The sequence below is a fragment of the Bacillus sp. FJAT-27231 genome, assembly GCF_001183975.1.
Taxonomy (GTDB): domain Bacteria; phylum Bacillota; class Bacilli; order Bacillales; family Domibacillaceae; genus Pseudobacillus; species Pseudobacillus wudalianchiensis.
On the sequence record NZ_LFZU01000001.1, the window covers coordinates 1,357,751 to 1,382,461 of the forward strand.

Below are 24,711 nucleotides of genomic sequence, written 5' to 3' on the forward strand. Positions count from 1 at the left end.
TAGGAGGGTTTGACAATGACGAACAACTGGAATAAAGAAACGATTTTACTTCACGGGGGACAGGTGCCTGATCCGGTCACGGGTGCACGCGCTGTTCCAATTTATGAAACGACTTCTTTTGTTTTTGAAGATACGGATCATGCCAATGCTTTATTTGCTTTACAAAAGCCAGGAAACATCTATACACGTATTACGAACCCAACAGTAGACGTGTTTGAAAAGCGTGTCGCTCTCTTGGAAAAAGGGGCAGCTGCCGTAGCGCTTTCTTCTGGAATGGCAGCTATCTCTTTTTCAATCTTAAACTTGGCCCATGCCGGAGATGAAATTGTAGCGGCAGCTAATTTATATGGAGGTACATACAATCTTTTTGCTAATACGCTTCCTAAATACGGAATTAATGTAAAATTTGTTGATTCGACTGATCCGGAGAACTTCCGCAAAGCGATTACACCAAAAACAAAAGCCCTTTTTGGTGAAATTATCGGTAATCCATCTTTAAATGTGTTGGATGTAGAAAAAGTAGCAGATATCGCTCATGAAAACGGTATTCCGCTTATCGTAGATAATACATTTGCTTCACCATATGGTGCTAACCCGCTTACAAGAGGAGCAGATATTGTCGTTCATTCTGCTACGAAGTGGATCAGCGGCCACGGAACAGTTATTGGTGGAGTAGTAGTAGACGGAGGAACGTTTGACTGGAATAGTGAGAAGTTTCCTGGCTTTACAGAGCCAGACGAATCCTATAACGGACTAAGATTTGCTGACCTTGAAGGACCAGCATTCGCTATTAAACTACGTGTTCAGCTGTTGAGAGATTTCGGCCCTTCTTTAAGTGCTCATAGCGCATTCTTGCTGCTTCAAGGATTAGAGACGCTGCATTTGCGTATTCAACGTCACCATGAAAATACACTTGCGATTGTAGATTATTTGAACAATCATCCGGCGGTGGAGTGGGTATCTCATCCAAGCCTTGCAGACCATCCATCCCATGAATTAGCGAAAAAGTATTTAAATAATACATTTGGCTCGATCGTCGTGTTCGGTATTAAAGGCGGACGGGAAGCAGGCAAAAAAGTGATTGACAACATTAAGCTTTGGTCACACGTAGCCAACGTTGGGGACGGCAAATCATTAATTATTCATCCGGCTTCTACAACTCACCAGCAGCTAAGCAGTGAAGATTTAGCAAAGTCAGGCACAAAAGAAGAAATGATTCGTTTGTCAATTGGATTGGAATCGACAGAAGACTTGATTGCTGATTTAAATCAGGCGATTGAAAAAGCAACGGGCGTAGCGGTCGAGGGCTAATAGGAACTAGAGTAAAATAGAAAGTTTTATAGGCTAAACATTATCTTCTCCTGCTTCTTTATGATAAAATAAAGAGGCAGGAGTTACTTTTTTCTTCTCTTTTTTCCGCTATCTCTTCTTCTTTTTTTCTAGTTTTTTATCCTAATTCTTTTTTCTTTCGGAAACAAAAAAACCGAATAAATGTTCGCTTTTTGCTTGAAATTATCTCAATAAAGAGGTATAGTTAGTATAGGTTCTGAAACAACATGTCTACGTGCATTTATTTAATAGATTGCCAATTTTAAGGAGGAATTTTAGTGAACGATCGTCAAGCAGCATTGGATATGGCCTTAAAGCAAATTGAAAAACAATTTGGTAAAGGGTCTATCATGAAATTAGGAGAACAAACGGATCGGAAGATTTCCACAAGCCCAAGCGGATCGCTCGCTCTTGATGCAGCACTTGGTGTAGGTGGTTATCCACGCGGTCGTATTATTGAAATCTATGGTCCGGAAAGCTCTGGTAAAACAACTGTAGCACTTCATGCTATTGCTGAAGTACAGGCATCTGGCGGTCAAGCTGCTTTTATCGATGCGGAGCATGCGCTTGATCCTGTATATGCTCAGAAACTAGGAGTGAATATTGATGAGTTGCTCCTTTCGCAGCCAGATACAGGGGAACAGGCACTTGAAATTGCTGAAGCTCTTGTACGCAGCGGTGCTATCGATATCCTTGTTATCGATTCAGTCGCTGCTCTCGTACCGAAGGCGGAGATCGAAGGGGAAATGGGGGATTCCCACGTCGGTTTACAGGCGCGTTTAATGTCACAGGCTCTTCGTAAATTGTCTGGTGCCATCAATAAGTCCAAAACGATTGCGATCTTTATTAACCAGATTCGTGAGAAAGTCGGAATAATGTTTGGAAACCCTGAAACAACACCTGGAGGACGTGCACTAAAATTCTATAGCTCCGTCCGTTTGGAAGTTCGTCGTGCGGAAGCATTAAAACAAGGGAACGAAATTGTAGGAAATAAAACAAAAATTAAAGTAGTGAAAAATAAAGTAGCCCCTCCGTTTCGTGTAGCGGAAGTCGATATCATGTATGGAGAAGGAATCTCCAGAGAAGGTGAAATTATCGATATGGGTTCGGAAGTAGATATTGTGCAAAAAAGTGGTGCATGGTACTCATATAATGAAGAGCGCGTAGGGCAAGGTCGTGAAAACGCTAAGCAGTTCTTAAAGGAAAATCCGGCTATTCGCCAGGAGATTATGATGAAGATCCGCCAGCATTATGGGCTGGATGCAGATTTTGTGGAAACGAATGAAGAAGAAGCAACAGAGGAGTTTAGCTTGCTTGACGAATAATCATGAGGAGCGGTGTCAAGGGGACATCGCTCTTTTGTTTTTATCTGTGTAGGGAGAAAGCAGTTGCTGGGGATGAAACCCTTGACAAGAAATTTTCACAACTATAAAATTGAGATGTATATTTTACATTTTTTTCTCTTAAAAATGGAAATTAGAAGCTGTATATTGAAATGTTGACACAATGTACCAGCCGACATGTTAAAAGCATGACAAAAGTTCATAGCAAGAGGAGGTGAAAGGATGGAACCCATTACAATCATCTCCATTTTGCTTGGCCTAATCGTCGGTGTAGTTGTTGGCTATTTTGTTCGAAAATCCATTGCAGAATCAAAGATTGCAGGAGCTAAAAGTGCTGCAGATCAAATTATTGACGATGCGAAACGTGAGGCAGAAGCGCTAAAGAAAGAGGCCCTGCTTGAAGCAAAGGATGAAATTCATAAGCTTCGTACAGACACGGAACTAGAACTTCGTGAACGAAGAAACGAATTGCAAAGACAAGAGAATCGTTTGTTACAAAAGGAAGAGAACCTCGACAGAAAAGATGAATCGCTTGATAAACGCGAATTGCAGCTTGAGAAAAAAGAGGAGATTCTTGCTGAGAGACAACAACATATTGAAGAGATGGACAGCAAAGTGGAAGAGATGATCAAAAAGCAGCAGGCGGAACTAGAAAGAATCGCCAGTCTCACTCGGGAAGAAGCCCGCTCCATTATATTGGATCGGACGGAGCAAGAGCTTGCACACGATATTGCTATAATGACAAAAGAGCAAGAAAACCGAGCCAAGGAAGAAGCAGATAAGAAAGCGAAGTCAATCCTTTCTCTTGCCATTCAGCGCTGTGCGGCCGACCATGTGGCAGAAACAACTGTATCCGTTGTAACATTGCCAAATGATGAAATGAAAGGCCGTATCATCGGACGGGAAGGTAGAAATATCCGTACGCTGGAAACGCTGACAGGTATTGATTTAATTATTGATGATACACCGGAAGCCGTAATCCTTTCAGGGTTTGATCCTATTCGTCGGGAAACTGCCAAGCTGGCCCTTGAAAAACTTGTACAAGATGGACGTATTCATCCAGCTCGTATCGAAGAAATGGTCGATAAGGCACGCAGAGAAGTAGATGAACACATTCGTGAAGTCGGTGAACAAACGACTTTCGAGGTAGGGGTTCATGGCTTGCATCCAGACTTAATCAAAATTTTAGGGCGCTTGAAATATCGTACAAGCTATGGTCAAAATGTACTGAAGCATTCGATGGAAGTCGCCTTTCTTACTGGCTTGCTGGCAGCGGAACTTGGAGAAGATGAGACGCTTGCCCGCCGTGCCGGCCTTCTTCATGACATTGGCAAAGCAGTCGATCATGAGGTCGAAGGAAGCCACGTAGAAATTGGAGTCGAGCTTGCGACGAAGTATAAAGAACATCCGGTTGTTATTAATAGTATTGCCTCTCACCATGGTGATACTGAGCCAACTTCTATTATTGCTGTACTCGTGGCTGCTGCTGATGCACTATCGGCTGCAAGACCGGGTGCCCGCAGTGAAACGCTGGAAAATTATATTCGCCGATTGGAAAAACTCGAGGAAATTGCTGAATCCTATGACGGTGTTGAAAAGTCATTTGCGATACAGGCTGGCCGCGAAGTGCGAATTATCGTGAAGCCTGAACAGGTAGATGATTTACAAGCACACCGACTAGCACGGGACATTCGGAAACGAATCGAGGGAGAACTTGATTATCCAGGCCATATTAAAGTAACAGTTATAAGAGAAACGCGTGCTGTGGAATATGCGAAATAAAGCGGTGTGATCAATCACACCGCTTTCCCTATGGGGAAATAAAGGCGAAGAAAGGAATTTATATGAAGATTTTATTTGTAGGCGACGTTGTCGGGTCTCTAGGGCGCGACATGATTAACCAATATTTACCGAGACTGAAACGTAAATATCAACCAGACTGGACCTTTGTCAATGGAGAAAATGCGGCTTCGGGGCGGGGGATAACAGAAAAGATTTACCGTCAATTTTTAGTAGATGGAGCCGATGTCGTCACTCTCGGTAACCATGCTTGGGATAATAAAGATATTTTTGAGTTTATCGATGACGCAAACGCACTCGTCCGTCCAGCTAATTTTCCTGAGGGTACTCCGGGGAGCGGTTTAGTATTTGTTAAGCGTGCCGGCGTAGAAGCTGCCGTAATTAATCTGCAGGGACGTACCTTTATGCCTGCACTTGATTGTCCTTTTGAGAAAGCGAAAGAACTAGTTGCTAAAGCCCGTGAACGGACCCCTATTATCTTCGTCGATTTCCATGCTGAAGCTACAAGTGAAAAGCAAGCAATCGGCTGGTTTTTAGATGGAGACGTTACAGCTGTAGTCGGTACACATACGCATGTACAAACAGCAGATAATCGTATTTTACCAAATGGAACCGCTTATTTATCTGATGTGGGTATGACAGGGCCTTATGACGGGATTCTTGGCATGGAAAGAGGAGCAGTCTTGAAAAAATTCACCACTGGACTTCCTGTTCGGTTCGAAGTTCCGAAAAGCGGAAGAACGCAGTTGAGTGCTTGTTTAATCGAAGTAGATAGAAAGACAGGAAAAGCAAAAGCGATTGACCGCCTGCTAATTAATGAAGATACACCATTTATTGCTGAGTAACGAATGTGTCCCTTTTTTGGACGAGCGATCGAAAGCAAAGGCTGCATCAAGCCGCTTTGCTTCTAGCTGGGTTTGCTACTGAATGAAGTTCGTAGGCTTTCTTCACGGAAGTCTGTAATACAGGAGCCTGTCCTCGAATATAGTAGGAATGGAAGGACAGCGAACAACTATGTTCACAAAATGAGCATTCGGTATCGTTTAACAAAAGGGGGACAAGAAATGGAGATATTAAAAGTTTCGGCAAAATCTAATCCTAATTCTGTAGCTGGTGCACTTGCCGGTGTTCTTCGGGAAAGAGGGGCAGCTGAAATTCAGGCAATTGGAGCTGGTGCGCTTAATCAGGCTGTAAAGGCAGTCGCCATTGCCCGAGGATTTGTTGCTCCAAGCGGGGTTGATTTAATTTGCATCCCGGCTTTTACAGATATTATGATTGAAGGAGAAGAGCGAACAGCAATCAAATTGATTGTCGAACCTCGATAACATGATAAATACGGATAAAACCCGGCCTTTTGATAGCAGAGGAGAAGAAGGATTGCTCTTCTTTTCCGCTTTCTTAAGGGGGGTTTTTTCTTTTTATAGTTATAATAGAAACGTAGATAGAGTTACTTCTGAAAGGGTGAAAGAGATGATTTTTGATGCTCATTGTGATGTATTATACCAATTACAAAAAGATCCATTAAAAGATTTTAATGATCCTCGTCTGCATGTGACATACAGAGGGCTCAAACAAGCAAAAGCCAAAGTTCAATGCTTTGCGATTTTCTTGTCTCCGTTAGTAAAGCCGCACGATCGCTTTAGGTCGGCTTTAGAACAAATTGATTTATTCTACGAAAAGGTAATCAGTCCTTATCCCGATATGAAAGTGATCACAACAAAAAAAGAATTGGACGAACTAAAAGAAGGAGAAATCGGAGCAGTACTTACCCTCGAAGGCGGTGAAGCGATCGAAGAGGACCCGTTAAAATTAAAAACTTTATATCGGCTTGGTGTAAGGTCTGTTGGTTTAACATGGAACCATACAAATGCTTTAGCGGATGGAGTGATGGCTGCCAGAGGGGGAGGGATCACGGAGCTTGGTGGTGAGGTTGTCCATATGCTGAATGAATGGAAGACTTGGACAGATGTATCTCACTTGTCGGAAAAAGCGTTTTGGGATGTGATGGAACAAGCGGATTATCCGATTGCTAGCCATTCGAATTGCTACAGTCTTTGTCCGCATCCTCGCAACTTGAAGAACGATCAAATTAAAGCACTCATCCAAAAGGACAGCATCATTGGCTTATCATTTGTTCCATTCTTTGTGAAGGATCATGGGAAAGTGCATGCTCAAGATGTAATCAAGCATGTAGAATATATTTGTGAACTCGGCGGTGAAAATCATCTCGGCTTTGGATCAGACTTTGATGGCATTGATGAAACGGTTCAAGGCTTGGACTGTTACGAGGCCTATGAGCGCTGGAGGGAGCTGCTGCAAAAGTATTATTCGGAGAGACAAGTAGAAAAGTTTTGTTGGTTGAATTTTGCAAGCAGATTTCCGAGCTAATTGATACGATTAACTATAGTGATTCCTCTATAAAAGTGATAAACTAAAAAGGTAATAGTCTTGAAGATCCGAATGTACTAAAGGAGTTGTATATTTTATGATAAATCAGCTTTCCTGGAAAGTCGGAGGACAACAGGGAGAAGGGATTGAAAGCACAGGAGAAATCTTTTCTACCGCTTTGAACCGTCTTGGGTACTTTCTTTATGGTTACCGCCACTTTTCATCTCGTATTAAAGGCGGCCATACCAATAATAAAATTCGTGTCAGCACAACCCCTGTCCGCGCAGTGGCGGATGATTTAGATATTTTAGTGGCATTTGACCAGGAAACAATTGATGTGAACCACGGAGAGCTTCATGAGCAAGGGATCATTATTGCTGATGCCAAGTTTAATCCGGTAAAGCCGGAACAGACGAAAGCGGAAATGTATGTGGTTCCATTCACAGAATTGGCAGCTGAGCTCGGTACGTCATTAATGAAAAACATGGTCGCTGTAGGGGCAACCTGTGCCGTTATCAACTTGGATGTGCAAGTGTTTACCAATGTAGTAGAAGAGATTTTTGGCCGCAAGGGAGAAGCCGTTGTTCAAAAGAACATGGAAGCGATCCAGCAAGGCTATAATTATATGCTTGAGCAGCTCGGAGGCAAAGCGGGAATAATGAAGCTTGCACCAGCTGACGGCCAGCAGCGGATGTTTATGATCGGCAACGATGCCATTGCACTCGGCGCGCTAGCCGGCGGTGTCCGTTTAATGGCGGCTTACCCGATTACGCCAGCTTCGGAAATCATGGAATACTTAATTGAGAAGCTCCCGAAAGTGGGGGGAACTGTTATTCAGACAGAAGATGAAATTGCGGCAGCGACGATGGCCATTGGGGCTAACTATGGCGGGATTCGCTCCTTTACAGCTTCTGCCGGGCCTGGTCTTTCTTTAATGATGGAAGCCATTGGGCTTGCGGGGATGACAGAGACTCCGCTCGTTGTGGTCGATACTCAACGTGGAGGTCCATCTACTGGTTTGCCGACGAAACAGGAGCAATCCGATTTAATGGCCATGATTTATGGCACTCACGGAGAAATCCCGAAAATTGTCATGGCGCCAAGCACAGCAGAAGAAGCGTTTTACGATACGGTAGAAGCTTTCAATTTGGCGGAAGAATATCAATGTCCGGTTATTCTTTTATCTGATTTACAGCTTTCTCTCGGAAAACAGACAGTAGCGCCGCTTGACTACAGCCAAGTAGAAATCCGCCGCGGCAAGCTTGTTCAGGAGGAACTTCCGGAACTTGATGCAAAAAGCTACTTTAAGCGTTATGAAGTAACAGAGGATGGCGTTTCTCCTCGAGTCATTCCAGGGATGAAACATGGTATTCACCACGTAACGGGCGTAGAACACGACGAGACAGGCAGACCGTCTGAAGGCGCTGCCAACCGTCAGGCGCAAATGGACAAACGGATGAGAAAACTGGGCCAAATTCGTTTTAACACACCAGTCTATAAAAACGCTCAGCATGAAGACGCCGATTTATTGTTGATTGGATTTAATTCCACTCGCGGGGCGATTGAAGAAGGGATGGAGCGATTAGAGCAAGAAGGCATAAAAGTGAACCATGCTCAAATCAGACTAATTCATCCGTTTCCGACAGAAGAAATCCTGCCGCTGATCGAGTCGGCGAAAAACGTGCTTGTCGTAGAGAACAATGCGACTGGCCAATTGGCGAATATAATCAAAATGAATGTGGGCCACGTTCACAAAGTAAAAAGCCTGTTAAAATATGACGGCAACCCATTCCAGCCGCATCATATTTATGATGGCAGCAAAGAACTTTTCCCATTACAAGGAGCGGTTATAAATGGCAACGTTTAAAGACTTTCGAAATGATGTAAAACCAAACTGGTGCCCAGGCTGCGGTGACTTTTCCGTACAAGCCGCTATTCAGCGGGCAGCAGCTAACATTGGCTTAACACCTGATCAACTGGCCGTCATTTCTGGGATTGGCTGCTCAGGGCGTATTTCGGGATACATTAAATCATACGGTCTTCACGGTATCCACGGACGTTCCTTGCCTATTGCCCAAGGGGTAAAAATGGCGAACAAAGACTTAACTGTCATTGCTTCCGGCGGAGATGGCGACGGATTTGCGATTGGTATGGGGCATACGATCCATGCGATGCGCCGCAATATTGATCTTACGTATATCGTTATGGATAACCAAATTTATGGGTTAACCAAAGGACAAACGTCTCCGCGTTCTGCTCAAGGATTCGTAACAAAGTCTACTCCAAAAGGAGCGATTGAGGGAACGGTTTCTCCAATGGAGCTTGCCCTTACGAGTGGCGCTTCTTTTGTGGCTCAAAGCTTTTCAACGGATTTAAAAGATTTAACCGCCATCATTGAAGCGGGTATTAACCATAAAGGCTTCTCGATCATTAACGTATTCAGTCCATGTGTAACATATAATAAAATCAACACATATGACTGGTTTAAAGAAAACTTGACGAAGCTTTCAACTATTGAAGAGTATGATCCTTCTAATCGTGAGTTAGCGATGAATACGCTCATGCAGCACAATGGTCTTGTAACAGGCATCATTTATCAGGATAAGGAAAGACCTTCTTATCAGGAATTAGTACATGGCTATGCAGATGAACCTTTAGCCAGTCAAGATCTGCAGCTCGGCGATGAGATGTTCAACGATTTAGTAAAAGAATTTATATAATAAAAAAATCCGCCAATGGCGGGTTTTTTTATTCGTTATAATGATTTAGAAGAAAGTCCGTTATAACGCTTTCTATCTAGTTAAATTGTCGATATTCATCTATTGTTTAATCAAATGGAAAGCTATATACTAAAATAATGTGTACCGCTTAACAAAAGATCGTTCTTACTTAAAATATTTTATCCTCGTTTTTATTAGTAGTAGAAGAAAGGAGTTTTTCTGATGAATGAAGAGCAGCGTCTGCAGGGACAACAAGTGAAAGAGACTAATCCAACGGACAAAAAATCCGAAAAGGATTACAGCAAATATTTTGAAACAGTATTTCTTCCACCCTCTCTAAAGGAAGCGAAAAAGCGGGGGAAAGAGGAAGTTAATTACCATAATGACTTTAAAATTGATGAGCAGCTTCGTGGCATGGGTACGGGGAAAAAGTTTTACATCCGTACGTATGGCTGCCAAATGAATGAGCATGATACCGAGGTAATGGCTGGTATTTTTATGGCCCTTGGCTATGAAGCAACGGATACGGTAGAAGATGCGAACGTTATTCTGCTTAACACTTGTGCGATTCGTGAAAATGCTGAAAACAAGGTGTTTGGTGAGCTTGGCCACCTAAAACATTTAAAACAGCAACGCCCTGATTTACTTCTAGGTGTGTGTGGATGTATGTCTCAGGAAGAGTCGGTTGTTAATAAAATTTTAAAAACATATAACCAGGTTGATATGATCTTTGGTACACATAATATTCACCGGCTTCCCCAGATTTTAAATGACGCTTATATGTCTAAAGAGATGGTCGTTGAAGTGTGGTCAAAGGAAGGCGACGTAGTAGAGAATCTTCCAAAAGTACGCCGTGGAAATATTAAAGCATGGGTTAATATTATGTATGGATGCGATAAATTCTGTACGTATTGTATTGTCCCTTACACACGCGGAAAAGAACGGAGCCGCCGTCCGGAAGACATTATTCAAGAAGTGCGTCATTTAGCGGCACAAGGCTACCAGGAAATTACATTGCTTGGGCAAAACGTAAATGCCTATGGAAAAGACTTCGAAGATATAAAATATGGTCTTGGCGATTTAATGGATGAGATTAGAAAGATTGACATTCCACGCATACGTTTTACAACGAGCCATCCGCGTGACTTTGATGATCACCTCATTGAAGTATTAGCGAAAAAAGGCAACTTAATGGACCATATTCACCTGCCAGTACAGTCAGGTTCTACAGATGTATTAAAAATTATGGCGCGTAAGTATACTCGCGAACAATTCCTTGAACTTGTTCGTAAAATTAAGGCAGCCATTCCGGATGTAGCTTTAACAACGGATATTATTGTCGGTTACCCGAACGAAACAGAGGAGCAATTCGAGGAAACGATTTCGCTATACCGTGAAGTTGGTTTCGAATCGGCTTATACATTTATTTACTCTCCACGTGAAGGGACACCGGCCGCAAAAATGAAAGATAATGTTCCGATGGAAGTGAAAAAAGAGCGTCTACAGCGGCTAAATGCGGTAGTAAATGAGTTATCAGCTGAAGCACTGAAGAAGTATAAAGGACAAATTGTGCCTGTACTCGTTGAAGGCGAAAGTAAGAACAATCCTGATATTTTAGCTGGATATACAAATAAAAATAAACTAGTGAATTTCAAAGGTCCAAAAACAGCAATTGGCAAAATTGTAAATGTGAAAATTACAGATGCAAAAACCTGGTCCTTAAATGGAGAAATGGTAGAAACGCATCAGTTGGCTGAGGTGGAGTAAAATGGCGAAGTATACAAAAGACGATATTCTGACGCAAGCAGTAGAGCTTGCTAAGATGATTGCAGAAACAGATGAAGTGGCATTTTTCAAAGAAGCAGAAGCAAAAATTCATGAGAACCAAAAAGTTCGTGAAAAAATTGCCAGCTTAAAAAGCCTGCAAAAGCAAGCAGTCAATTTTCAGCATTATGGTAAAACAGAAGCCTTGAAAATGGTAGAAGAAAAAATGCTGAAAGTTGAGCAGGAATTAGACGAAATCCCTGTCGTACAGCAATTTAAGGAATCGCAAGTAGAAGTGAACGATATTTTACAAATCGTTACGTCTGCGATCTCCAACACAGTAACGGATCAAATTATTGAATCAACGGGCGGCGATTTGCTTCGTGGCGAAACAGGAGCCCAAGTTAAAAACAGCACACCAGGAAGCTGCAGTTAATTTAATAATGGACAGGCACCGGCCACTTCGGCGGGTGCTTTTTTTGCTTAAGATCATTCATTTAAACCCATCAGATAGTCGGCTTATTTCCTAATAGCTGCCTGCTTATTCTGTTATAAAAAGGTCTTCATTTTAAATCTCGTTTTGTTAATTTTGCATGTTCTAGGCACATGTCTTGGGCTTAGTGCATATGTATAGATAGAGAACAAGCGAGGAGGGACGCTCGAATGGCAGAATATAGAGAGATTATTACAAAATCGGTCGTTGCAAAGGGCCGAAAGTTTACTCAGACGCACCACACCATTTGTCCGCCACATCACCCATCGAGCATTTTAGGCTGCTGGATTATTAACCATGAGTATAAAGCAAAAAAGATGGGGAAAAAAGTGGAGATTCACGGAACATACGAAATTAACGTCTGGTATTCACATCATCACAATACGAAAACGTCGGTTGTAACGGAGAAGGTAAGCTACAAGGATGTTATTAAGTTGAAATACCGTGATGAAGATTGTTTTGATGATAATGAAGTGTTGGCGAGGGTGTTGCAGCAGCCTAATTGCTGTGAAGCAGTTTGTTCACCAAATGACAATAAAATCATCGTCCAGGCTGAGCGCGAATTCATCGTTGAGGTGGTCGGAGAAACGAAAATTTGTGTAGCGGTTCACCCGGATGGCTGTGAAGAAGATGATTGGAGCCACGAAGTTGAAGACGAAGACTATGAAGAATTGGATACAGATTTTATCGATCATAAAAAAGAGGATTAATAGAAGGTGCAGACTCCGTATGGAGCCTGCACCTTTTCTATTGACTGGCTGAAAGCAAAAACAGCAAAAATATGATATAATATAAAGTTGAAAATAGATAGGCTTTCTTGAAAGGGATTGGACATATATGGAACAATATACGCCGATGATCCGGCAATATTTAGCGATAAAGGCACAATATGAGGATGCCTTTTTGTTTTTTCGTTTAGGTGATTTTTATGAAATGTTTTTCGAGGATGCAACAAAAGCGAGCCAGCTGCTGGAGATCACGTTAACGAGCAGAGATGGAGGGTCATCTGAACGCATACCGATGTGCGGGGTGCCTTATCATTCGGCTGCTGCTTATATTGAACAATTAATTGAACTCGGGCATAAAGTAGCGATTTGTGAACAAACCGAGGATCCAAAGCAGGCAAAGGGAGTAGTAAAACGCGAAGTCGTTCAGCTTATCACCCCTGGAACTGTTATGGAAGGCAAGGGCCTTCACGATAAAGAAAATAATTATATTGCCGCTCTCTTCTGCGAGAATGCCGATACATACAGCCTCGCTTTTTGTGACTTATCTACTGGTGAAAGCCGGACGACCGTATTAACGACAGTAGATGAAGTGCTGAACGAGTTGTCTACTTTACAGGCAAAGGAAGTAGTGATTGCACCGGACTTAGAGGAGGAAGTAAAAAAAGTATTAAAAGAGCGGCTGAGTGTCACCCTTTCTCATCAAGATCCACTGCCAGAAGAAGACGGATTTGCTTCTTTAATGGAAGAAGTTTCGGCTCCTGCAATGAGACAAGTGACGAACCTGCTTTTTCATTATTTGCATCGTACACAAAAGCGGAGCCTTACACATTTACAGCCTGTTGAGGTCTATGAAGTTCATCAATTTATGAAAATTGATTTTTACTCTAAGCGCAATCTTGAGTTAACAGAAACGATTCGTTCTAAAAACAAGAAAGGTTCTCTGCTTTGGCTGCTTGATGAAACGATGACGGCGATGGGCGGCCGCATGTTGAAGCAATGGATTGATCGTCCGCTTATTAATCAGCAGCAAATTAACGAACGCTTGTCAATGGTAGAGAAGCTGCTCCACGCTTTCTTTGAACGCCAGGAAATTCGGGAAATGCTGAAAGAGGTATACGATCTTGAAAGGCTCGCAGGGCGGGTCGCATTTGGCAATGTAAATAGCCGTGACTTGATTCAGTTAAAGAAATCCTTGCAGCAAATTCCAGCGCTCAAAGACTTGCTGCTTCGGATTGAAAATGATGAAATTCAAGCACTTTCTAATAAAATGAATCCGTGTGAAGAACTGACAGATCTGTTGGAGCAAGCTCTCGTTGATAATCCGCCCTTATCTGTAAAAGAGGGCGGCATGATCAGGGATGGCTTCCATGCGGAGCTTGATGAATATAAGGATGCAAGCCGCAACGGAAAAGACTGGATTGCCAATTTGCAGCAACAAGAGAGAGAGAGAACGGGCATTAAGTCATTGAAAATCGGCTATAACCGTATTTTTGGCTACTATATTGAGATTACAAAAGCTAATCTTCATCTGCTTCAGGACAGCCGGTATGAACGTAAGCAAACGTTAGCCAATTGCGAGCGTTTCATTACACCAGAATTAAAAGAGAAAGAAACACTTATTTTACAAGCAACCGAAAAAATCATTGAGTTAGAATATGAGCTGTTTATTGAAATTCGGGAACAAGTGAAAGCCTTTATCCCTGAACTGCAGGAGCTTTCCCGGCTTGTCAGTGAACTAGACGTACTGCAATGCTTTGCTGAAGTAAGTGAGAAGCGGAAATATGTTAGACCAGAGTTAACGAACAGCCGGGAGCTTGTCATTAAAGAGGGGCGCCACCCAGTGGTTGAAAAAGTGATGGACTCCCAGGAATACGTTCCAAATGACTGCTTTATGAACAGCGAGCGGGAAATGCTGCTCGTCACAGGTCCAAATATGTCAGGGAAAAGCACCTATATGAGACAAGTCGCTTTAACCGCGATCATGGCTCAAATCGGCTGTTTTGTTCCGGCAAGAGAGGCAAAGCTGCCTATTTTCGATCAAGTGTTTACGAGAATTGGAGCAGCAGATGACCTGATCTCCGGCCAAAGTACGTTTATGGTAGAAATGCTGGAGGCTAAAAATGCTATTACCCACGCAACTAACCAGTCTTTAATTCTATTTGATGAAATTGGGCGCGGGACATCCACCTACGATGGCATGGCACTGGCACAGGCAATCATTGAATATATTCATGAACATATTCAAGCGAAGACACTTTTTTCTACTCATTATCATGAATTAACGGTTTTGGAAGAATCACTTTCACAATTAAAGAATGTACATGTCAGTGCTGTAGAGAAAAACGGCCGTGTTGTCTTTCTTCATAAAATTAAAGAAGGGGCAGCCGATAAAAGCTATGGGATCCATGTCGCGCAGCTAGCCGAGCTTCCTCGTGAATTAATTGATCGGGCGAATGAAATTTTAGCGGAACTAGAACAGAAGGAACAGCCAGATTTACTAAAGCAGGAAAAGAAATCATCCAATAAGGTTGCCGAGTCAAGTGGGCAGCTGTCTTTCTTTAGCGAGCCTGTTGCCGTTTCTGCTCAACAGCCAGATCATAAAGAGAAAAAGATAATCGAAGAATTAAAGTCCTATGATTTACTCGAAATGACACCGCTTGATGCCATGAATGCACTTTATACACTGCAGAAAAAACTAAAGAAATAGTCAGACAAAGAAAAGCAGGTGAAGCAAATGGGAAAAATTATTCAGCTTGATGATACGCTTTCGAATAAAATTGCAGCCGGTGAAGTGGTGGAACGTCCTGCCTCTGTCGTGAAGGAGCTTGTCGAGAATTCAATTGATGCCGACAGTACCGTCATTGAGATCGATGTAGAAGAGGCTGGTCTTGAAAGCATCCGTATTCTTGATAACGGAGCGGGAATGGAGCCGGATGATGTATTAAAAGCTTTTTCCCGTCATGCGACAAGTAAAATTAAAGATGAAAATGATTTATTCCGTATCCGGACGCTTGGCTTCCGGGGAGAGGCACTGCCGAGTATTGCTTCTGTGTCCGAACTTTCGATGACGACGGGAACAGGTGAAGGGCCGGGAACCGAAATTATCCTGTCAGGAGGAATTGTTCAAGAACATGGGCCAGCCGCAAGCCGCAAAGGAACCGATATAAAAGTATCCGGATTGTTTTTTAATACGCCGGCCCGCTTGAAGTATATGAAAACCATTCATACAGAGCTCGGAAATATAACAGATGTAGTGAATCGGCTTGCTTTAGCTCATCCTGAGGTAGCCATCCGGCTTCGGCATAATGGAAGAGAGCTTTTGCGGACGACAGGAAATGGAGATGTCCGTCAAGTGCTTGCAGCGATTTATGGGCTGAATACGGCGAAAAAGATGATCCCGCTATCCGCTTCTTCTCTCGATTTCCAAGTGGAAGGCTGGATTTCTTTACCGGAAATTACCCGTGCTTCGAGAAACTATCTTTCTGTTATGGTTAATGGAAGATTCATTAAGAATTACAGCCTGGCGAAAGCCATTCAAGAAGGCTATCATACGCTGCTTCCAATTGGAAGGTACCCGATTGCTCTAGTCAACATCGTGATGGATCCGATTCTTGTCGATGTAAATGTTCACCCTGCCAAGCTGGAAGTGCGTTTTAGTAAAGAACAAGAGCTCCAGGAAGTCGTGACAGCCGCCATACGGGCCGCTTTTCAAAAAGAAACGTTAATTCCTTCCGCAGCACCGGCAGTGAAACAAGCAAAACCGATCTCCCGGCAGCAGGAACTTTCTTTTGATGGCAGCCGCAAACAAGTCGAAAAAGAAAGGAGCTCTCCGAAAGCTATTCAGCCAGTTTCCGCACTGCGCCGTGAAAACTTGCTGCCAGCGGATAAAATGAAAGAGCTATATACGAGAGAACTTTACGAAGTGAAGACGGATCAAACGGAAGATTATGCCTCCGCAGAGATGAGAGAAGAAGAGGAGAGTATGGAACAGGCTGAATTTGTCTCTGCCGTTATGGTGGAGGCGGATACTGTTGCGGAGACACCTTTAGAGGAAATAGCGAATGAAACGAAAGAAAGCAGACTGCCGCCTCTTTATCCGATTGGGCAGATGCATGGCACGTATATTTTTGCCCAGAATGAAAAAGGACTGTATATGATTGACCAGCATGCCGCCCAGGAAAGGTTGAAATATGAATTTTTCCGGGAGAAAGTAGGACAAGTCGAAAAAGAATTGCAAGATATGCTCGTTCCGATCACACTGGAGTACTCAGCTGATGATTGTATTAAAATCTCGGAACACCTGCAGGATTTAGAAAGTGTGGGTGTATTTTTAGAACCGTTTGGCGAGAGGGCCTTTATTGTTCATTCCCATCCGCAGTGGTTTCCTAAAGGGGAAGAACAGCAAATGATTGAGGGTATTATTGAACAGATGCTCTTTATGAAAAAAGTTGACATAAAAAAGCTGCGGGAAGAAGCAGCTATCATGATGAGCTGCAAAGCGTCTATTAAAGCAAATCATCATCTGCGCAACGATGAAATCCAGCAGCTGCTCGATGACCTGCGCCATAGCAGTGACCCATTCACCTGTCCGCACGGCCGGCCGATCATCATTCATTATTCTACGTACGAAATTGAGAAGATGTTTAAGAGAATTATGTAAGGAAAAGGGCCAGTCCTCCGACGCATTAGTGTGTTGGAGGACTGGCCCCAACATGTTGGTCACGTTTTAAATTGCTGGCTGGCTAGTTTTTGATAAAGTGCATGAGTGTGAGACAGTGTTTCGTGTGTGCCAATGCCGGTAATCTTTCCATGTTCGATGACGACGATTTGATCGGCGTTCACGATGGTAGACAGGCGATGGGCAATGACGAGAGTTGTCCGGCCGGTCATTAATTGGTCGAGTGCTTTTTGAACAAGCCGTTCTGAATCACTGTCTAAGTTAGAAGTAGCCTCGTCAAGAAGCAGAATTTGCGGGCTGCGCATAAAAGCTCGGGCAATGGCGATCCGCTGTCGCTGGCCGCCTGAGAGCTTGATGCCTCGTTCACCGACCGCTGTCTCGTATTGATCAGGAAACCTCTCAATAAACTCCGCCGCATTCGCTAGCTTTGCTGCTTTCTTTATGTCTTCCTCTTTAATGTCTCCCTCCATGCCGTAGCAAATGTTGTCATGGATCGTGCCGGACATAATTGGGCTTTCTTGAGAAACATACCCGATGGATGTGCGCCATGAGTGAAGGTTAAATTCATCGATAGGATGTTTCCCTAATAAAATTTTTCCACTCGAAGGTTCGTAAAAACGTTCAAGCAAGGCAAAAAGAGTCGTTTTCCCACTGCCGCTCGGACCAACAAAGGCGGTTGTTTTTCCTGCTGGAATTTGAAGGTTCATCTCCTTCAGGACCGCGTGATTGTCATCATAACCGAAGCTAACATTGTTAATGGACAAATTCTGTGCCGGCTGTGTGACAGGTAAGCCTGCTGTTTCCGATTCTTTTTCTAGTGTGAGAATGGATTGAATTCTGTCAGTGGCTCCCATTGCTTTTTGAAAAGCAGTGAAAAAAGAGGCCATTTGGCTAAAGGGAATCACAATTTGAAACATATAAATAATAATAGCGACGAGTGAACCGGCTGTTAGAGCCCCAGAGGCAACCCGCACGCCTCCGTAACCGATTAATACGACAAGCACAAGCATCATCACCACTGTCATAAAAGGAGAAATAACAGCCTGAATACGAGCTTCTTTTAAGCCATAACGAAAAAGCTCTTGAATTCGGGTAAATCCTTTTGCTCCTTCTGCTTCTTCCGCACTATACGCCTTAACGAGGCGAATATCTGTGAGCACCCGGCCGAGATCAGCTGAAAAGCCGGCCATTTCCGTTTGTGTATCTTTGGAAATACGGTACATTTTCCGTCCGAGCGGCATGATAATCAAAATAGAAACAGGAACGGCGAGCAACATAATCACCGTCATTTTCCAATCAATGAAAAGTAAAATAACGACGGCGCCGGCAATCGAAATGATGCCAGTGACAAAGGAAACGAGGTGCTGGACAATCAATGTTTTCACTGTATTTGTATCTTGTGTAATCCGGCTCATCGTTTCCCCGGATTCCTGTTCATCAAAATAAGAAACAGGCAGTTCAAGTACCTGGTTCCATAACCGTCTCCGCACTGAAGAAACAACGGCCTCTCCAATGTAACTCATTAAATAATAGGAGAAGCCGCCGGAAATCGTTTGAACGAGAAAGCTGCCGGCAAGAAAAAGAATGACGGATAGCTGCAGCTTATTGTGAGCGAGCTGGTCAACAAGGTCCTTTGTAAATAAAGGAACGATTAAACCGGCTGTTGTTTCAGCTATATTCAACAGGATCGCAGTGAAAATGAGCCACTTTGGCAGACGAGTTCTTGTAAATAAGCGCACAAATGGTTTCCACTGCTGAAAGTTTGTTTGTTCAGGCTTCTCTACTTTCTATCTTCTCCTTTTCCGAATAATACGTCATGACTTGTTCGAGCCACTTTTCTTCTTCAGGGCTGAATAGACAAGGAAACAACCATGGGTCTTCTTCAAGTTCAGTGGCAAAAAGCTTTTCCAGCAGCTCAAGATCATCACCAGCTACTTCTGTTGCCAGTTCCATCAATTCTGTTACCAATTGTTCAACAGTCCCGCTTGTCGGGTCTGAGAAAGCAATTCCCTTTATGCGTGAAAACAAATACATCGCCTTTTTTCACTTTTTTCCTGGTTGCTCTTTACTCGGTCGAATAATCTATCTATGTATGGTGCAGGGACAAGAGATTTCATCCAGCTTTTGTGGTGATCTTCCATTTGAACATGATTAATCATCGAAATGAATATATCTGTATGCAGGGGGCCGCCTTTTTCCATTTGATCAATCGCGAGATTTAGCAGCCTGATTACATCATTTAGCTGTTCACGCTTTTTTTCCATAAGATCGCGTTGAAAGATCAGTGAGTCTTTTTCATTCCATGTGTCTTTATGAATAAAATTGGCAATGTCCTCAAGTGAAAATCCTAAAAATTTGAGAGAAACAATTTTTTGAAGCGTCCAGAGATCTTGTTCCTCATAATAACGATAGCTGCCCGTTGTCCGTTTGGCTGTTAAAATACCGATTTCATCGTAATATTGCAAGGTTCGAGCTGTCAGGCCGCTTAATTTTCTAAACTCGCCAATCGTATACCTTTTCTCCATCTTGCTCTCCTCCATCCATTTGCTAGTTTCATTCTAAAACATGACGTTACGTGAAGTGCAAGGGTAAGTTAAACTTTTCCAAAATAGCCTAAAATAAATCATTTCGTATAGTTAACGCTCTATACGTTCGAAGGGAAATAGCCTAATATAGAAAAAGAGATTGTAGACAACAGTACTTCAGGTTATGTGAACACGTGTGTCTTACCTTACGAGGGCTCCGACACGAGAGCAATGAAGGAAGCGAATGTTTGTTAACAGCCTGAAAGAAATGTGGGCTCTTTATGGATTAGGATGCTGCAGGACTGTTCTACGGAATGTACAAGAGGTGAAAAAAGTTGTGATAGTAAATGCAGGTGAAAGTTTTCGATTACGTGTGCTCGTTAGTATTATTGCTATCTCCGGATTCAGCCAGGGGATGCTGCTTCCGCTAATCGCTGTGTTGTTTGAGAAGGAAGGGCTATCCGCTTCGTTAAACGGATTAAATGCGACCGGCTTATATATTGGAATATTGCTTGTTTCCCCGTTTATGGAAAAACCTTTACGGCAATTTGGCTATAAACCAGTGATTGTTGGGGGAGGATTGCTCGTGATCGTCGCACTCTTTGCCTTTCCTTTATGGAAATCTTTTTGGTTCTGGTTTATTTTGCGGCTGCTGATCGGGATAGGCGATCATGCTCTTCACTTTGGCACGCAAACATGGATTACATCCTTTTCTTCGCCGGAGCGGCGCGGCCGAAATATTTCGCTTTATGGGCTATTTTTTGGCCTGGGCTTTGCCGTTGGTCCGCTGATGACGGGACTCATCCATTATAGCGAATCTTTGCCGTTTATTCTTTCGGGAGCGCTTTGTCTTGTTTGTTGGGTCTTCTTATTTTTCCTTAAAAATGACTTCCCAGAGCAGCATGTGGAAACCAATTCAATGTGGGAGACGCTAAAGCGGTTTAGGGAAGCTTCCCGGTATGGCTGGATTGCATTCCTGCCGACATTTGCTTATGGATTTTTGGAATCCTCGTTCAATGGCATTTACCCCATTTACGGTGTACGGACAGGGTTATCTGTTCAAGAGATTTCTGTTATTTTAATGTCCTTTGCGATCGGCGGCATCGTTTTTCAGTTTCCGTTAGGGGTATTGAGTGATAAGTATGGGAGGAAACGAATACTAGCCGTTGTTCTTTTGTCAGGGACCGTGTTGTTCTCAAGTGCTGCTTTTATTGACCATTTTTATTATTTGCTATTAGCTTGTATTTTCCTTGCTGGTATGTTGGTTGGCTCTACGTTCAGTCTCGGCATTAGTTTTATGACGGATTTAATGCCGAAACAATTTTTGCCGACAGGAAATCTGCTGTGCGGCATGGCCTTCAGCATCGGCAGTTTAACTGGCCCTTACTTAGGCGGACTGGCTTTGCAGCTGTTTAAAAGCATTAGCTTTTTTACCGTCATCGGCAGCGTCTTTTTATTCGTGACACTCATCTTTTTTCTATACGGCAGAAAGCCTGTCAATAAGGAGAAAACAGTACCGTTATAAAGAATAGATAGTGGAAAAACATGAGGGGAGGGAGAACGATGGAGCAATTTATTTTATCGCTTGACCAGGGGACGACGAGTTCGAGAGCCATTCTCTTTAATAAAAAAGGGGAAATGGTGCATGTCGCACAAAAAGAATTTAAACAGTACTTCCCGCATCCGGGCTGGGTAGAGCACAATGCGAATGAGATATGGGGAACCATTTTGGCCTGTATTGCGACTGTTTTATCAGAAAATAACATTAGTCCACAGCAAATTGCCGGAATCGGTATTACGAACCAGCGGGAGACAACGGTCGTATGGGAAAAAGCAACGGGCAAGCCCATTTACAATGCGATTGTTTGGCAATCGCGGCAGACGGCGGCCATTTGCAATGAATTGAAGGAGCAGGGGCATGATGCTTTGTTTCGTGAAAAAACAGGGCTGCTGATTGATGCTTACTTTTCGGGAACAAAGGTGAAATGGATTCTTGACCATGTGGAAGGCGCCCGTATGCAAGCCGAGAACGGCGAGTTATTATTCGGGACGATTGATACATGGCTTATTTGGAAACTATCCGGCGGTCGAGTTCATGTCACGGATTATTCTAACGCTTCCAGAACGTTAATGTATAATATCCATGATTTGAAATGGGATGAAGAGCTGTTAAAACTATTAACAGTCCCTGCATCCATGCTTCCTGAAGTGCGGCCGTCTTCCGACATTTATGGCCATACCGCTCCTTATCATTTTTTTGGAAAAGAAGTGCCAATTGCAGGAGCAGCCGGTGACCAGCAAGCGGCTTTGTTTGGGCAGGCTTGTTATGAAAAAGGCATGGCGAAAAATACGTATGGCACCGGCTGCTTTATGTTAATGAACACCGGAGAAAATGCCGTTTCCTCAAAACATGGCTTATTAACAACTATTGCCTGGGGAATAGATGGCAAGGTAGAATATGCTCTTGAGGGCAGTATTTTTGTAGCAGGATCGGCTATTCAATGGCTGAGAGATGGTCTCCGAATGATAAAGGATGCGAAGGATACCGAGAAATATGCCGTCCGAGTTGACTCTTCCGAAGGGGTGTATGTCGTTCCGGCCTTTGTTGGACTCGGAACGCCGTATTGGGACAGTGAGGTGCGCGGAGCCGTATTTGGTTTAACAAGGGGAACATCAAAAGAGCACTTTATCCGGGCAACGTTAGAGGCGCTTGCCTATCAAACGAAAGATGTCCTCGACGCGATGAAAGCAGATTCGGGTATTTCCTTAAAAGCACTTCGTGTAGATGGCGGAGTCGTTAAAAATAATTTCCTTATGCAATTTCAAAGCGATATGCTCCGCGTACCGGTTGAGCGCCCGACTATTAATGAAACGACCGCACTTGGTGCCGCCTACCTTGCTGGATTGGCGGTAGGATTTTGGCAAAGCCGTGATGAAATTTCGTTCAATTGGCAAATGGAAAAGAAATTTAAACCGGAAATGTCAGAAGATAAACAGCTAAGTTTGTATCATGGCTGGCAAAAAGCAATAGAAGCCGCTTTATTGTTTAAGATGTAGAACTTTTAGGAAAGCAGCTCATATAAATAGTAATGAAATAGACTAGTGAAAGAATGGAGATCTGTCTGCGTAACGATACGTATTCGTTGTGTTTTGACAGGTCTCTTTTCCGTTTGCTCTGCCGAAGATAGGGTATTTTAAGGATTGGAGGGAAGCTGATGATATTTTCAAATTTGAAACGTAGGGAGTGGCTGGATTCTCTGCAGGCAGAAGAATATGATCTTCTTATTATCGGGGGTGGCATCACAGGTGCTGGTATCGCACTTGATGCTGCAGCAAGAGGAATGAAAACGGCAGTCATAGACATGCAGGACTTTGCAGCAGGTACTTCGAGCCGTTCAACCAAGCTTGTTCATGGCGGATTGCGGTATTTGAAACAGTTGGAGATTGGTGTCGTAGCCGAGGTGGGCAAAGAGCGGGCGATCGTCTATGAAAATGGACCGCATGTGACAACTCCAGAGTGGATGCTTCTTCCGATGCATGAAGGGGGAACATTCGGCAAATTCACGACAGGAATTGGTTTGCGCGTGTATGATTTTCTAGCCGGCGTTAAAAAAATGGAACGAAGAAAGATGCTGACAGTGGAAGAAACGTTAAGAAAAGAGCCGCTTATCAAGAGAGAAGGATTAGTTGGCGGCGGATATTATGTTGAGTATCGTACAGATGATGCCCGTCTGACGATAGAAGTTATGAAAAAAGCAGTTGAACGAGGAGCGGCAGCGGTTAATTATGTAAAGGCAGAGACATTCACATATGAAAATGGCAAGGTGACGGGCCTTCAGGCAAAGGATCTATTGACGGACCAACAGCTGGAGATAAAAGCAAAAATCATCGTAAATGCTGCAGGCCCGTGGGTGGATGAAGTCCGTAAACAGGACTACTCTATTAACAATAAGCATCTTAAGCTCACAAAAGGTGTTCATATTGTCATCGATCAATCGAAGTTTCCGTTAAAACAAGCGGTGTATTTCGACTCTCCAGACGGAAGAATGATTTTTGCGATTCCGCGTGATGGAAAGACGTATGTCGGTACGACAGATACGTTTTATGATAAGGAAATCGCTCAGCCAAAAATGCTCGCAGCAGACCGCGATTATTTGCTAGAAGCCATTCATTATATGTTTCCTGACATACAAATCCATGCTGAAGATGTAGAGTCGAGCTGGGCAGGTGTACGTCCATTGATCTATGAAGAGGGTAAAGATCCTTCAGAAATATCGAGGAAAGATGAAATTTGGGAAGCGGAAAGCGGATTAATTACCATTGCGGGCGGCAAGCTGACCGGTTATCGGAGGATGGCAGAAACGGTTGTAGATCGAGTGTCCACGCGATTAAGCAGCCAAACGGGGAAAACCTACAGAGAGTGCCAGACAAAGCATTTGCCGGTATCAGGCGGCGACATTGGAGGGGCCGCTAAGCTTCGTTCGTTTATTGAAGAAAAGAGCGAGGAGGCTGTGGCATCCGGACTCTCAAAGCAAGAGGGAGAATATTTGGCGGGCATGTATGGGTCTAATGTAGACCAGGTATTTGCCTGTATAAAAGAAACGGCTCAAACGGATCTTCCGAGAGTCATGTATGCTCAGTTAAAGTATGCGGTCCATCATGAAATGGTATGGAAGCCGGTAGATTTCTTTATCCGTCGAACAGGAAAGCTATTTTTTCAAATACATGAGGTGAAAAAATATAAAGAACAAGTAGCTGCTGCGATGGCAGGGTGGTTCTCCTGGCCATCCTCTATCACTCAGCTTTATTTAGCGGAACTGAATGAAGAAATAAACGCCGCACACAGACCGATTGATAGCCGTCAGTAATAGCAAATGTTGCATGGCGAAAACTGATTTTCTTTTTTAGGTTTAAAAATAAAAAAAACGGTGAGAATGGAGTAT

At 43.3% G+C, this 24,711-nt stretch carries 19 protein-coding genes; 16 read left to right on the plus strand and 3 right to left on the minus strand.

The genetic code is table 11. From position 1 onward, the window contains the following. Positions 1 to 15: 15 nt before the first annotated feature. The 13 genes from AC623_RS06465 to mutL all read left to right on the plus strand — a co-directional run bounded on the left by AC623_RS06465 (position 16) and on the right by mutL (position 17,225). Positions 16 to 1,311, plus strand: a complete 1,296-nt coding sequence (locus tag AC623_RS06465; RefSeq protein ID WP_049661629.1) for an O-acetylhomoserine aminocarboxypropyltransferase/cysteine synthase family protein — start codon at positions 16 to 18, stop codon at positions 1,309 to 1,311. A gap of 296 nt (positions 1,312 to 1,607) precedes the next feature. After that, positions 1,608 to 2,654, plus strand: a complete 1,047-nt coding sequence (recA, locus tag AC623_RS06470; RefSeq protein ID WP_049661631.1) for a recombinase RecA — start codon at positions 1,608 to 1,610, stop codon at positions 2,652 to 2,654. A 240-nt stretch (positions 2,655 to 2,894) separates the two neighbouring features. Then, on the plus strand, positions 2,895 to 4,454 hold the full coding sequence (gene rny / locus AC623_RS06475; RefSeq protein ID WP_049661632.1) for a ribonuclease Y: 1,560 nt from the start codon (positions 2,895 to 2,897) through the stop codon (positions 4,452 to 4,454). Between the two features lie 62 nt (positions 4,455 to 4,516). Then, positions 4,517 to 5,317 carry a TIGR00282 family metallophosphoesterase gene (locus AC623_RS06480; RefSeq protein ID WP_049661634.1) on the plus strand — a complete coding sequence of 267 codons (801 nt, stop codon included), beginning with the start codon at positions 4,517 to 4,519 and terminating at the stop codon, positions 5,315 to 5,317. Positions 5,318 to 5,536: 219 nt separating this feature from the next. Next, complete coding sequence (gene spoVS, locus AC623_RS06485) at positions 5,537 to 5,797, plus strand: stage V sporulation protein SpoVS (protein WP_041100119.1); 261 nt, start codon at positions 5,537 to 5,539, stop codon at positions 5,795 to 5,797. Between the two features lie 145 nt (positions 5,798 to 5,942). After that, the gene (locus AC623_RS06490; protein ID WP_049666322.1) at positions 5,943 to 6,860 is read left to right on the plus strand and encodes a dipeptidase; all 918 of its coding nucleotides are present in this window, start codon (positions 5,943 to 5,945) and stop codon (positions 6,858 to 6,860) included. A gap of 97 nt (positions 6,861 to 6,957) precedes the next feature. Then, positions 6,958 to 8,727: a 2-oxoacid:acceptor oxidoreductase subunit alpha gene (locus AC623_RS06495; protein ID WP_049661635.1), complete on the plus strand. Its 1,770-nt coding sequence runs from the start codon at positions 6,958 to 6,960 to the stop codon at positions 8,725 to 8,727. Continuing rightward, on the plus strand, positions 8,714 to 9,580 hold the full coding sequence (locus tag AC623_RS06500; RefSeq protein ID WP_049661636.1) for a 2-oxoacid:ferredoxin oxidoreductase subunit beta: 867 nt from the start codon (positions 8,714 to 8,716) through the stop codon (positions 9,578 to 9,580). The genes AC623_RS06495 and AC623_RS06500 overlap by 14 nt, the downstream gene beginning before the upstream one ends. A gap of 222 nt (positions 9,581 to 9,802) precedes the next feature. After that, entirely contained in the window at positions 9,803 to 11,347 is a 1,545-nt protein-coding gene (gene miaB, locus AC623_RS06505) for a tRNA (N6-isopentenyl adenosine(37)-C2)-methylthiotransferase MiaB (protein WP_049661638.1), read from the plus strand. A 1-nt stretch (position 11,348) separates the two neighbouring features. Beyond that, positions 11,349 to 11,780, plus strand: coding sequence for a RicAFT regulatory complex protein RicA family protein (locus AC623_RS06510; protein ID WP_049661639.1), 432 nt, complete (start codon positions 11,349 to 11,351; stop codon positions 11,778 to 11,780). Positions 11,781 to 12,007: 227 nt separating this feature from the next. Continuing rightward, positions 12,008 to 12,547 carry an outer spore coat protein CotE gene (locus AC623_RS06515; RefSeq protein WP_049661640.1) on the plus strand — a complete coding sequence of 180 codons (540 nt, stop codon included), beginning with the start codon at positions 12,008 to 12,010 and terminating at the stop codon, positions 12,545 to 12,547. A 127-nt stretch (positions 12,548 to 12,674) separates the two neighbouring features. After that, complete coding sequence (gene mutS / locus AC623_RS06520; RefSeq protein ID WP_049661642.1) at positions 12,675 to 15,272, plus strand: DNA mismatch repair protein MutS; 2,598 nt, start codon at positions 12,675 to 12,677, stop codon at positions 15,270 to 15,272. A 27-nt stretch (positions 15,273 to 15,299) separates the two neighbouring features. Continuing rightward, complete coding sequence (gene mutL / locus AC623_RS06525) at positions 15,300 to 17,225, plus strand: DNA mismatch repair endonuclease MutL (protein WP_049661643.1); 1,926 nt, start codon at positions 15,300 to 15,302, stop codon at positions 17,223 to 17,225. Between the two features lie 59 nt (positions 17,226 to 17,284). On the opposite strand, the gene AC623_RS06530 is transcribed toward mutL, so the two are convergent. From AC623_RS06530 to AC623_RS06540, 3 genes are read right to left on the minus strand one after another with little or no spacing between them, the layout of a single operon-like run. Next, positions 17,285 to 18,982 carry an ABC transporter ATP-binding protein gene (locus AC623_RS06530; protein ID WP_049661645.1) on the minus strand — a complete coding sequence of 566 codons (1,698 nt, stop codon included), beginning with the start codon at positions 18,980 to 18,982 and terminating at the stop codon, positions 17,285 to 17,287. A gap of 31 nt (positions 18,983 to 19,013) precedes the next feature. Next, on the minus strand, positions 19,014 to 19,271 hold the full coding sequence (locus AC623_RS06535; protein ID WP_156187000.1) for a hypothetical protein: 258 nt from the start codon (positions 19,269 to 19,271) through the stop codon (positions 19,014 to 19,016). After that, a complete protein-coding gene (locus tag AC623_RS06540; protein ID WP_049661647.1) occupies positions 19,256 to 19,768 on the minus strand; it encodes a MerR family transcriptional regulator in 513 nt (170 codons plus the stop codon). The genes AC623_RS06535 and AC623_RS06540 overlap by 16 nt, the downstream gene beginning before the upstream one ends. 415 nt (positions 19,769 to 20,183) lie before the next feature. On the opposite strand from AC623_RS06540, the gene AC623_RS06545 reads away from it, so the two are divergent. The 3 genes from AC623_RS06545 (at position 20,184) to AC623_RS06555 (ending at position 24,636) form a co-directional block, all read left to right on the plus strand. Next, a complete protein-coding gene (locus AC623_RS06545; protein ID WP_231603593.1) occupies positions 20,184 to 21,293 on the plus strand; it encodes an MFS transporter in 1,110 nt (369 codons plus the stop codon). 38 nt (positions 21,294 to 21,331) lie between these two features. Next, on the plus strand, positions 21,332 to 22,825 hold the full coding sequence (gene glpK, locus AC623_RS06550) for a glycerol kinase GlpK (RefSeq protein ID WP_049661649.1): 1,494 nt from the start codon (positions 21,332 to 21,334) through the stop codon (positions 22,823 to 22,825). Positions 22,826 to 22,983: 158 nt separating this feature from the next. Continuing rightward, positions 22,984 to 24,636 carry a glycerol-3-phosphate dehydrogenase/oxidase gene (locus AC623_RS06555; protein WP_049661650.1) on the plus strand — a complete coding sequence of 551 codons (1,653 nt, stop codon included), beginning with the start codon at positions 22,984 to 22,986 and terminating at the stop codon, positions 24,634 to 24,636. Positions 24,637 to 24,711: the final 75 nt, after the last annotated feature.